Origin of the sequence: Clostridium massiliamazoniense (assembly GCF_001403635.1) — a bacterium.
Classification (GTDB): Bacteria; Bacillota; Clostridia; order Clostridiales; family Clostridiaceae; genus Sarcina; species Sarcina massiliamazoniense.
In genome coordinates this window covers 273,215-285,831 of sequence record NZ_LN879468.1, presented here as the reverse complement: position 1 = coordinate 285,831, position 12,617 = coordinate 273,215, and the positions used below count along the sequence as shown (strand labels likewise).

General features: G+C 28.8%; 11 protein-coding genes. 1 reads left to right on the top strand and 10 read right to left on the bottom strand.

Annotated features, from left to right (window positions below):
- Positions 1-194: 194 nt before the first annotated feature.
- The 4 genes from ARA19_RS08290 to nagE form a co-directional block, all read right to left on the bottom strand.
- Complete coding sequence (locus ARA19_RS08290) at positions 195-878, bottom strand: DUF975 family protein (protein ID WP_055070506.1); 684 nt, start codon at positions 876-878, stop codon at positions 195-197.
- Positions 879-1,100: 222 nt separating this feature from the next.
- Positions 1,101-2,405 carry an alkaline phosphatase family protein gene (locus tag ARA19_RS08285; RefSeq protein ID WP_242862412.1) on the bottom strand — a complete coding sequence of 435 codons (1,305 nt, stop codon included), beginning with the start codon at positions 2,403-2,405 and terminating at the stop codon, positions 1,101-1,103.
- A 173-nt stretch (positions 2,406-2,578) separates the two neighbouring features.
- On the bottom strand, positions 2,579-3,706 hold the full coding sequence (locus ARA19_RS08280; protein ID WP_055070504.1) for a glycerate kinase family protein: 1,128 nt from the start codon (positions 3,704-3,706) through the stop codon (positions 2,579-2,581).
- Positions 3,707-3,985: 279 nt separating this feature from the next.
- Positions 3,986-5,413 carry an N-acetylglucosamine-specific PTS transporter subunit IIBC gene (gene nagE / locus ARA19_RS08275; protein WP_197276582.1) on the bottom strand — a complete coding sequence of 476 codons (1,428 nt, stop codon included), beginning with the start codon at positions 5,411-5,413 and terminating at the stop codon, positions 3,986-3,988.
- Positions 5,414-5,747: 334 nt separating this feature from the next.
- Between nagE and ARA19_RS17145 the strand changes: the two genes are divergently transcribed.
- Positions 5,748-5,915: a hypothetical protein gene (locus ARA19_RS17145; RefSeq protein ID WP_084764388.1), complete on the top strand. Its 168-nt coding sequence runs from the start codon at positions 5,748-5,750 to the stop codon at positions 5,913-5,915.
- Between the two features lie 459 nt (positions 5,916-6,374).
- Here ARA19_RS17145 and aat read toward each other — a convergent pair whose 3' ends face one another.
- The 6 genes from aat to pgmB all read right to left on the bottom strand — a co-directional run bounded on the left by aat (position 6,375) and on the right by pgmB (position 12,603).
- A complete protein-coding gene (aat, locus tag ARA19_RS08270; protein WP_055070503.1) occupies positions 6,375-7,025 on the bottom strand; it encodes a leucyl/phenylalanyl-tRNA--protein transferase in 651 nt (216 codons plus the stop codon).
- 172 nt (positions 7,026-7,197) lie between these two features.
- The gene (locus ARA19_RS08265; protein WP_055070502.1) at positions 7,198-8,034 is read right to left on the bottom strand and encodes an AraC family transcriptional regulator; all 837 of its coding nucleotides are present in this window, start codon (positions 8,032-8,034) and stop codon (positions 7,198-7,200) included.
- A gap of 208 nt (positions 8,035-8,242) precedes the next feature.
- Entirely contained in the window at positions 8,243-9,607 is a 1,365-nt protein-coding gene (locus ARA19_RS17140; RefSeq protein ID WP_084764384.1) for a phosphatase PAP2 family protein, read from the bottom strand.
- 11 nt (positions 9,608-9,618) lie between these two features.
- Positions 9,619-10,725, bottom strand: a complete 1,107-nt coding sequence (locus ARA19_RS08255; RefSeq protein WP_055070501.1) for an alpha/beta hydrolase — start codon at positions 10,723-10,725, stop codon at positions 9,619-9,621.
- A 129-nt stretch (positions 10,726-10,854) separates the two neighbouring features.
- Positions 10,855-11,937: an alpha/beta hydrolase gene (locus tag ARA19_RS08250; RefSeq protein WP_197276581.1), complete on the bottom strand. Its 1,083-nt coding sequence runs from the start codon at positions 11,935-11,937 to the stop codon at positions 10,855-10,857.
- 21 nt (positions 11,938-11,958) lie between these two features.
- A complete protein-coding gene (gene pgmB / locus ARA19_RS08245; protein WP_055070499.1) occupies positions 11,959-12,603 on the bottom strand; it encodes a beta-phosphoglucomutase in 645 nt (214 codons plus the stop codon).
- Positions 12,604-12,617 lie beyond the last annotated feature (14 nt).

Genomic DNA, 12,617 nt, shown 5'->3' with positions numbered 1-12,617 from the left:
CAATACTACCTAAATAAACTAAGACTTAATTCAAATAGAGTTTTCACTTTAACTGAATTTTATAAGAATATAGCTTTGTTTATCTCTAGCTCATAGAAACTTTAGTATTATAAACATTAATCATCATATAAAAAAACTGTCATTAGAGAGAAATAACTTTGCTTACTCTTTAACGACAGAAATTTATTATTCAATTAACATAATGTCTTAAGTTCTAATAATTGTTCTCCTCTTATATCCTTATACATTACATAAAAAATTGTATTTACATAAGGTATAACATAAAAATTTCCTAATCCAAATGTAATAAAAACTAATAGATACCATGGAATTAAACTTAAATACATAATTATTACTTTTCCTAAATTTGAAAATACCATGCTAAAAGACTCAGATATAATTTTTCCAATAGAGTCCTCTTGATTTTCTATTACAATATATGGTGTAAATATAAATGGTAATGATAATAAAAACATTGCCAAAGCTGAAACTACCACAGTAACTATAATACTAATTACTGACTCTGTAGTACTAGCTAAAGTGATAATCACTCCAGCTGGAATTAAAGCAACTATAAATATAAGTGAAAACAATAAATAAATAGCACCATATTTCCAAATAGGCGTAGTTGTAGGAATTATACTTTCATAGTCAACTTTCTCCCTACTATTGCAAAAATTAATAGTAAATGTAGCCATTATTAATTGATAAATTATTGCTATAGCTATAGTTGCTATGACCCCTATAATAGGTATAAGTGTTAATATGAAACTTAATATTCCGTAACATACCATTGCTATTAGTAAGAATAAAGCATAATGTCCACGTCTTCCTTCTAAAATTTCTTTTGCCTTACTCTTAATGTCCCCTCTCTCCATTAAAATCCCCCTTAAATCATAATTATCAATTTATTTTATTATTCTTAAAGAAATAATATGCCAAAGTATCCTTCCCCCAGATATTACTTTGTACTATTAAATCGATATTAATCAACCTATATTTCACCATATAAACACTTTTTTGTAATATATTTTTTTAAAATTACCACAATTTAAGTAATTTCCACTTGAGTTATAAACTTAAAAATCTACTTTTTGAAATCACCTAATTACATCTAAAATATCATATTCAATTTCACCATCGCAGCCTTTCATATTAATATCTAATAACCTAGCTATAGTTGGCCCATGATTTATAAGTTTACCATTCTCTTTTACAACGCCTTTTTTAAATCCCTTACCATATCCTATAAAGAAAGTTCCATAATTCTCTTTATTAGAACTGTAACCATGAGTAGCTCTATATCTATGTTTTATTTTACCTATATCCTCTAAATTAACCTCTTCTACAAATTCTCCACAAGGGTCATCTATAAAATAAAATCCATTTTTAGCTTCAATCATAAAGTGAGCATTTGTATCCCCACCTACATTTTTAATTTCTTCTTTATTTAAAACTCCTTCTATAACATCATACTTTAAAAGCTTTTCTTCTATTAATTTTTCAACTTTCATTTTAATATCTTCATTGCATCTCTTATTTAAATAAATATAAGCTGAACCATCTAAACTCTTTGAAATGGCTTTATAACTAATAATTCTTCCTCTTGAGTTAGCTCTTAAAAGCCCTTCATCTTTAAAAAGTTTATTTAATTTTATAGAACTTTGGACATCTAAAGCACTATGATCTCCTAAAGCTATTATGGCAGTTTCCTCAAATATTCCTTTTTTCTTTAATGTTTCTATAATTTCACCAAGCCTTCTATCATGCCTCTTTAATCCCTCTAAGGCTTCTTTAGATGAATAGCCGTAATTATGCCTATGGCTATCTACATCTATAAAGTGTACAAGCATTAAATTTGGAGTATATTTGTTTATAGTATATTTAAGGGCTTCTGTAGTAAAATCATCTAATTCAGGCTCTTTAATTCCATTTCGTATATGCTTAAATTTATTATTTATTTCATATTGATATTTTAAATTTCCAGCCATAGCTGACATAAATAGTTGATTATGATAACACTTTGTACAAAATATTTCTGGCATATTATAATCTATATGAGCTCCAGCTGTTACTGGCCAAAAAAGTGAACAAGTTTTTAATCCTATATTTTTTGCTAAATCATAAATTGTATCACCCTTTATGTATTTTCTGTGCCAATACCAATTTGGATTTCTCTCAAAAGGTCTAAAAAAAGTATTATCTATAATTCCATGATTCATTGGATACTTTCCAGTTACTATAGTCCCATGTGCTGGGTAAGTTAAGCTTGGATAAACAGAACTAACATTTTTTATTAATGCCCCATTCCTAATTATTTCTCTAAAATTCGGCAATGTTTCTAAAATACTTAAATCCTCTGAAGAAACAGCATCAAAGGATATGATTATTATATACTTATTCAAAATTTAATCCCCTTTCAGCTTTTTTTCATATAATAATTATTCCTATTTTTCCTAGGAAATACTCATTAAATGAAAAAAATACTAAAAAATAATAGAATCCTGTACTTGTTTCCCCTAAGCTTATAGAAAATTAAAATATAACAGACACTAATTATGTGATAGACATTCTTTACCTAAATTAAAAGCCTTACCACAGCTTCAGTGGTCTTCTCTAAATTTTTAGCTCCATTTTTAAGTGCCTCCTCTAAACTTTCGACACCCCTCATTATGCTAAATATTGATTTTATTCCTATATCATAAAGCTCTTCAACGCCATCTCCAACTTTTCCTGCAAATGCAATAGTTTCTACTCCATGTTTTTTTGCCACCATGGCAACACCCATTGGAGTTTTTCCATAAATAGTTTGACTATCTATAGCTCCCTCTCCTGTAAAAATATAATTAGCTCCTTTTAATTTTCTCTCTAAGGCTGTATGCTTAATTACAAGTTCTATCCCCTTTTTAAGCTTTCCATTTAGAAATACTAAAAGAGCTGCTCCAAGACCACCTGCTGCCCCTGCACCTTCCACATATTTCACATCAATACCTAAATTTCTCTTAATTACCTCTGCATAATTAGTTAATGCCTTATCTAAAAGTTCAATATCTTCCTCTGTGGCACCTTTTTGTTTTCCAAAAACATAGGAAGCTCCATTAACTCCAACAAGAGGATTAGTAACATCACAGGCAACTTCAAAATTAATATCCTTTATTCTACTATCCAAAGTGCTTAAATCAATTTTATGTAATTTTAAAAGCTCTGCTCCTCCAAAGCCTAATTCATTACCATACTTGTCTAATAGTTTTCCACCTAAAGCTTGTAACATCCCTACTCCACCATCATTAGTGGCACTTCCTCCTATACCTATAATTACATGCTTTACTCCATTATTAATAGCATCTAAAATCAACTCTCCTGTTCCATAGGTTGTTGTTATTAGTGGATTTCTTAAATTCCTTTCAACTAACTGAATTCCACTAGCTTCTGCCATCTCTATAATAGCTCTTTTCCCATCTCCAAGAATCCCATAAGATGCATTTACTTTTTCTTTTCCCAAAGGTCCAGTTACAAAAGTTTTTTTTATTTTTCCTTTAGTTCCATAAACTAAGGCTTCTACAGTTCCCTCTCCACCATCTGCCATAGGAACTTTTATACACTGAGCATTACTAATAACTTTTTTTATTCCCCTCTCCATGGCATCACAGGCTTCCTTTGATGTCATACTTTCTTTAAATGAATCTGGTGCTAATACAAACTTCATTTTAATCACCTCACTTTATATCTCTACTATAATATTAACAAAAGAAGATTCCTCATCCAAATTATATTAAAACTCCTATGTTCTATAAATGGGAGATAAACAGCCTCATACTTATAGACAATAATCACTCCCCATTCACATGACTCCAAAACTCTACCTGAATTAAATCTACGTTTATAAGTGTATTTTTTCATCTGCCGAGATAGCTAGATAAAAGGCAGAGAGGATGTATCTATAATTTGATACATCCTCATAAAACTTAAATACGATTCTTCTAGTCTATACTTTTATTAATTGAGCCTTTATTCCATCAGCAACAAATTGAACATTTGTACCAACTATTACTTGAATAGAAGTTTTACTTAATCTCACAACTCCCCTTGCTCCTAAAGCCTTTAATTCTTTATCATTAACTTTAGTATTATCCACAACTTCAAGTCTTAATCTAGTAGCACAGTTATCTACTGATTTTATATTTTCACTTCCACCTAAAGCTTCTATATATGATTTTGATATCTCTGAAGTATTTCCAGTTAAAGCTTTATTATCAGTAAACTCTTCATCTTTTTCTCTGCCAGGTGTTGGTATATTAAATGTTTTAATTGCAAAATAGAAAAATACAAAGTAAGCTACTGCTATAGCTAAGCCTATTGGAATTATTAATATCGGTTTTGTTCCTAAGTTATAATTTAATGCATAATCAATAAATCCAGCTGAGAATGTAAAGCCATGTAATACTCCTAAGGCTGAAGTAACTGCCATAGATATTCCAGTTAAAATAGCATGTCCTACTAATAATACTGGTGATAAGAATATGAACATAAATTCTATTGGCTCTGTAATACCTGTTAAGAAACTAGTAAATGCTAAACTTGCAAGCATACCACCAACAAATTTTCTCTTTTCCTTATCAGCTGCAAAGTATATAGCTAAAGCTACTGCTGGTAAACCAAACATCATAATTGGGAAGAAACCAGCCATATAAGTACCGGCAGTTGGGTCTCCTGCAAAGAATCTTGCTATATCACCAGCTTTACCATTAAAGTCCCCTAAAGTAAACCAGAAGTATGAATTAAGAACATGGTGAAGTCCCATTGGTATAAGCAATCTATTAAGGAATGCAAATAGTCCAGCTCCTACAGCACCCATTCCAACAACACCTGCACCCATAGTATGAATTCCAGCTTGGATATACTTCCAAGTGAATCCAAATACCACTGCTAAAATAACTGCACATAAAGCTGTCATAATAGGAACTAATCTTCTACCACCAAAGAAGCCCAAGAACTCAGGAAGCTTCTTGTCACTAAACTTATTGTAGCAATATCCTGCCACTATTCCTATAAGAATTCCACCAAAACTATCAAATTTTAATGTACTAGCAAGCTCTTCTCCATAATTTTGAACCCAAACAAATTTACTTGCATTATTAAGAACTAAGTATCCAACTGCTCCAGCTAGTCCAGCAGCACCATTGCTATCCTTAGAAAAACCAATAGCTACACCTATAGCAAATATCAATGGTAAATTATCAAATAGAGCACTACCTGCAGCTGCCATAAACCCAAATTCCTCTGGAAGATGTAAAAATTCAAGAACATCTGGTTGCCCAAGTCTCAATAGCAAACCTGCAACCGGTAATACTGCAATTGGAAGCATTAAAGACTTACCAATTCGTTGTAAAAACCCTATAATAGCTTTTCCCATAAAAAATACCCCCTTACTTCTACTTATACAAAAGAAAGCTTATTATAATATAATAGGTTATAAATTAATTTATTCCTAATTATAAAAAACGTTTACAAATATTTTTTATAATAATTATTAAAGCCAATATATTTACATTGAGAAATAAATTTATTTATATAAATCATTATACTTTATAATTATTTACTTTTCAACAATTATTTTCCATTTTTAGAATAATTTTAATTAAAAGAATTAATTATTTTAACTTTCTCATTTAACAATAAAAAGCAAGCTATTAAATTATTTTATATTTACTATTGAAAAAAAATCAATAATTATAAAAGAAATAGCAATGATGAATCCAGCAGATTTATATGCTATAGAAACCTCACTTAAGATAAAAGAAAAATTAGGTGGAAATGTTATTGCTATAACAATGGGTCCTCCATCAGCTAAAGAAGTTATATTAGAAGCAATAAGCTTAGGTGTTGATAATGAATATATTATTTCAGATAGTTAACATTTGAGGTGAAAATTCAAAAAATGTTGATAAATTCGACGAGACTCTATATAGATTTGTGTAAAAACAATTCTATACAGAGTCTCGTATTTATTGCTGATACAGCCCCTTTTTAAAGATATAATTTAATTGTTTTTCTTATAATCTCTTCCTACTATAATTGTTCCAATATTAATTACAAGAAATAACGTTAATATGGTATTGTTTAATTTACCTGATGATCCAATTAACAAGATAATTGATATTGCTACTGCAATCCATCTTATTTTTTCACTAAATTTATAAAGTCTTTATTTTCACTTTCACTCATAATTGATATTTCCCCCTTAAACTTGTTCCAATAAATTATAGCATTCCCCTATGCTTAAAAACTTATCAAATACCAAATATAAATAAATTATAGCTCATCCCTACTCTTATTTTTTCTAATTAACATAATATTTTTAAATAAATTACTTTTTAATATTCAATTCCTTCACTTAATAATTTTTTAAATTCTTCCCATTCTATATATTCTCCTCCCATTGATTCTAAATGTTTAGTATGAAACTGACAGTCTATAAATAAGGCTCCTTCCTCTTCTAACTTTTTCCCTAAATATATAAGTGCTATTTTTGAGCCATTTGGTACTTTTGAAAACATACTCTCACCAAAGAAACATTTCCCAAGCTTTACACCATAAACTCCTCCCACAAGCTCACCATTTTTAGTTACTTCAACGCTAAATCCGAAACCTTTATTAAATAAATTTATATAAGCTTCCTTCATTTCCTCTGTTATCCACGTTCCTTCTTTATTTTCACGAAGTTCTTTGCAATTAGTAATAACCCCTTCAAAATTTCTATTAAAAGTTACTTCAAACTCTTTTTTATTCAATACTCTTCTCATAGACTTTGAAGTCTTCATATTTTTAGGTTTTATTATAAATCTTCTTTTAGGACACCACCAAAGTATAGGTTCATCATCACTATACCATGGAAATATTCCATTTTCATAAGCTAAAACAAGTCTTTCAATAGACAAATCTCCTCCAACTGCTAATAATCCATCTTCTTCACCTAGTTCTGGTAATGGAAAAATTATTCTCTCATCTAATCTATATACTGCCATGACACTCTCCTTCTTTTCATTTATTCTTCTTCTATAATAAAAAAGCCTTAAAAATCAATAAATTTACTTTTGATCCTTAAGGCTTTCAATAACATTTTAATTCTTCCCTGTTTTTTTACGTTATACTCAAGATTATTTGTTATATTTTACATCTATTTTAAATGGGTTTAAACTATAAATTTTCATTTTTTAATACATATTGCTTTGGAGTTATACCATAACACTTTTTAAATAATTCAATAAAATGTGATATGTTTTCATAACCCAAATCATATGAAACTTCAGTTACACTCTTATATTTAAGCATTTCTTTAGCCTCTAAAAGCTTTAGCCTTCTCAAGTAATTATTTGGAGTTATACCTGTAACTGCTTTAAATTTTGATGAAAATTTAGTTATAGGCATATTTAAGTTGTTTGCTATATCTCCTATTGTAATCTTATCTAGGATATTATTTCTCATTATTTCAATGGCCTTGTTTATAGGATTATTTCTGTATTCTGTGATTAACCTATTTATTTCAGCCACATTTAACAATTTATATACAAGTTCCTGTGAATATAAGTCTAATAAAAACTCCTTGTTTTTTTCATCACCCATTGAAATTTCTAAAATTCTATTTATTGTTACATCAATTTGAGATTCTTCTTTATTAAAAACATTTTTATTATATCCATAATTATACTCATTTTTAAAATTAATACTAGTTTTATTTTTAACTAAGTCTACTAAAGAATCAGTAAATTCAACAACTAATAGTTTAGATAACTTTTCTATTGATACTTCAGCTCTACTATGAGCTGGTATTATTATGAAATTTTTAGAATTACACTTGTATTCCTTTCCATTGAGAGTAATTAGCTTTTCTCCCTCTAATATTGTACATAATTTGTTATTTTCATAAGATTTTATAATACCTCTATACCCTTTACTATAATTAAAAAAAGATATTTTTAAAAATTCTGTTTCTATTTGGCTACTATTCTCTAGCCTACCTTCAAGTATATTCATAACAAACATCTCCCTTTTAAAATACGACAAAATTCCTCCCTATATCTAATATAAAATCCCATTTTCGCCTTGTCAACAACTTATTTTGTTTTATATCCCATTAATTCTATAATAAGTTTTAAAATTTATTATAACTATAATTTATATTTTTCTCATTAATGAAACTTATTAGATTATATCAATAATTAATGTATTAAATTAATTATTTTTATAATGCCTTATTTATCTCTAAGCTAAATTTATATTCCGTAAGTGTAAGTACCATAACAAAGTATCCAACAAGTACTCCAGCAAAGCCAGTTGCAATAACCTTTAAAATAAGTGCCTGTATATAGCTTAGTTCTAGTATTCCAAACATAACTGGAATTCCAATGAAAAATGGTATTATCAAAATCATAGTCATAATAGTTAATATTATTGCTTTTAACAAAACATTCTTCGGAAAATATTTAGCTATAATATGATCTTCTTTATTATAATCTATTTTAGGTGCAATCCCTTTTTGTATATCTTTTTTTATCATTGGAAATCCTGTAAGCGAACATAACATACCTAAAATTAAAATAGACATTACATAATCTGATGCAATTTCTGAAAGTGTAAAAAGCCTAGTTTTATCAGTAGTTTGAATAATAAAAATTATCCCATTAATAGCTGCATTTACAATCCAAAAATTAATTATACTTTTTTTAACCATATATTTATGCAAACTTTTTTCTTGAATCTTTTTCTTATCCAAACTTTTCTTTTCTAAATTCTCATCTAAATTTTTTATATATTTGTTTTTTAATAAAGTAAATATTACTAATGTTATAGTTACTCCCATAGTAACATCTGATGCAAAATGTGCACCTACCACAATTCTACTAACTGGAACTAATACTATCCATAATCCTGCAAATCCTATAAGCAAATTCTTCTTATCCTTTAAATTAGTAACAAATACTGGTATTAAGGTAATCCAAACCATAATTGCAGAATTTGCACTATGACCTGAAGGGAATGACATAAATTCATTTCCTGATGCAAAACCTTGTGGAATAAACCACATTGAATATCCAGCAAAAGAGCCTACCTCTATCATATGTCTATAACGTTCTCTTCCCCATAAGAATTTAATTGAATTGAATGCAATTGTTACAAATACAAATGTTAATAGACCTACAATTGCCACTCTTCGTAATTCTTCTTTGTGTGTAGTGGCATATTTCTTAGCTATAATATATGATGCTACAATATAAATAGCCATAAGTATAGGTATTAAAACCTTAGAACCATGTAAATAATTCACTGGTAGCATAGCAGCCATAAATGACAAGAAAATCAGTAAAACAATATAACCAACTGTACCTAAGTTGTATTTCATTGATTTATCTTTTTCTCTAGTTAACATTAAACTAACTATGCAAAATGTTGCAATAATTGCCGATGGAAACTCTCCAATGGCTTCAAATATTAATCCAAATTTACTTTCAGGATTGTACATAGCGTTAGATATATTCATATCTGTAAATGCAAATACTACTAATAATATTCCAATAATAGATAATATAATTTTATGCCCCTTTTTCATTTTATCCCCCTTTAATTACTGTATTTTAAAATAAAATTACCCATTTCTATTGCACAATCTTCACTTTGTGGATATACTCCTATATTATCCCCATATGCATGACCAAATCCTTTATATAATATGGTCGTCGTATCAACACCTGCTCTAGTTAACTTAGAAGCATAAGCCAAACATTCTACCTTTAAGAAGTCATGCTCTCCTACTGTTATAAATGTAGGTGGTAAACCTTTTCCATCTCCTATATATGGAGTTAAGTATATGTTTTTAACATCATCAGTTCCTAAAATATTTTCTAGCCCTCCTGATAATCCATTAAACATATCCAACATCATTTCTAAGCCTTTTCTGTATTTGGGAGCCATTTCGTATTCGTCTTTGCTCCATTTGAAAAATTCATCTTCTATATTTGCCATATTTACTGTAGGATAAAGTAATAATTGACCTTTAATCATCCCCAAATTAGCTTCGAGATTTCTTGTAGTACAGTATTGTGTCAAGTTTCCTCCAGCACTATCTCCTGCTACGAATATATTTTTCTTATTTGCACCTAGCCTCTCTGCATTAGCATAAATCCATTTTAATACTGAATAACAATCCTCATGACCTGTTGGATATGGATTCTCTGGTGCTAAACGGTAATCAACAGAGAAAGCAAGTATATCTGTGTTTTCAACAATTAGTTTTACTAATTCCTCAACTACATCAGGAGAACCTCCAAAGAATCCTCCACCATGTATAAAGTAAAGAATTGACACATTTTCTTTCATTGTTTCAGACTTGTAAATACGTACTGGTATCTTATATCCATCACTAGCTTCTACATATTCTGTTCTAATATCAATCTTCTTTTCTACTATAGGTATACTCTTAACTTCACCAAACATATTTCTCAATTTTTTAATAGATTTTTGAGAAACGTCCATCTTTCTCATACTCTTAGGCATAAATTTCATTATTGTAAGTTGCTTCTTCATATCTTTGTAAAGACGAGAATCCATTGCTCCTATTTCATCATTATCAGGTAATTTTTTAATTAAAACATTTGCTCCCTTAACATTAACAATTTCTTGTCTTTCTATAATCTTATCTAATAATTCTTGTGAATATTTTCTGCTCATTTTTAATTCCCCCTTTTATCTATACATTTATTCAATATTTGAAATCTTTTTCATAGAATATAAAAAATAAACGCATATTTTATTTCGTTTTGAATACATGCGTTTATTTTTATTACTAAAAATTTATGATTATAGTGATTTTAAGTCATTAGCTATTTCGTTCATACAATCTTCTGCCTGAGGATACAATCCTAACTTATCTATAAATGCATGATCCATCCCTCTATATCTTATAGTCCTACAGTCAACATTTGATTCTTTTAGTCTTTTTGAATATGCCTCACCTTGAACTCTTATAAAATCATATTCTCCAACTACCATTAAAGTTTTTGGAAGATTACTTAAATCTTCAACTAAAAGAGGTGATACATATCTATCTTCTGCTAATGAACTATCTTCCATATATAAACTTAACATTCCTGATGCATCTTTAAGTCCACAAATAGCTTTCTTAACAAGCTCTTCATTAGATTTTATTTCATATTCATCTAAACTCCAATTATAATATGGAGTTTCTTTCTGTGATATTATTGTTGCAGGATATATTAATGCTTGATATTTTATCATATTAGTTCCTAAATCTCTGTCTTTCAAAGTACATACTGCCGATAAATTACCTCCTGCACTATCTCCTGATACTCCTATTTTATTTGAATCTACATTAATTTCTTCTCCATTGTTATATACCCACTTAATTACATCAAAGCAGTCTGTAAATCCTTTTGGGAATTGATGCTCTGGTGCTAATCTATAATCAACAGATACAACTACTGCATTAGCTTTTTTAGCTATTAGTTTACAAGGATTTTCAACTACATCTACACTACCAGCTATAAACCCTCCACCATGTATAAATATTAATGCAGGCATTTTTTCATTAGATTTTGGTGAATATATTCTAACAGGTATATCTCCATTTTCACCTTGTATTATTCTATGAGTTGTTTCAATTTCTCCATTAGTTAAATCTTCATTGTCCCATCCAAAAATACTACGAATCATTCCTACAGGAAAATTATTATATGTGTAAGTTTTATCTGCTTTTTTATTTTCATATAGATACTTATCTGGATTTAACATTACATCCATTACTCTTGGATCTAGAGTTCCCTGTTCTCCTACATCTGGAATATCTTTTATGATTATTTCTTGACCATTTATTATTTCTACTTTGTTATTTTCACTTAAATGTTTTACTAGCTCTTTATACATACCACACCTCATATTTTAAAATTAATTATTGTTAACTATTTCAGTTAATTTTATTAGTTTATTTAAATTATAAGTTGCTTTATTACTCTTAATAGCATCTCCTACTGCTGCTACTATCATATTTCCTGCCAGTGCAGCTTCTACCCCTGCTTCTGCATCTTCAACTACTAAGCATTCTTTTGGATCTATTCCCAGTTTATTTGCTGCTAATATAAATACTTCTGGATTTGGCTTAGATTTTGTTATCATTGTACCATCTGCTATTTCATCGAAAATATTTGATAATCCTATCTTCTCAAGTATCAAGGAAGTGTTTTTACTTGAAGAACCTATGGCTACTTTTATATTGTTAGATTTTAAATAATCTATAACTTCATTAACACCTTCTAATATTTCTGAAGATGAAAGATTGGCTAATAAACTTCTATATATATCATTTTTCTCTTCTAATAAAATTGCTTTTTCATCTTGAGTATATTCTTTATTTGCCTTTTCTAATATTATTTCTAAGCTTTCCGCTCTACTTACACCTCTTAATTCATTGTTTATAGATCTATTAAACTCTATATTTTCTTTGTCAGCTATACTCTTCCATGCTTGATAATGGTATTCATCAGTAGAAACTATAACTCCATCTAAATCAAAGATTACTGCTTTTATTCTCATGCTATTCTCCTTAA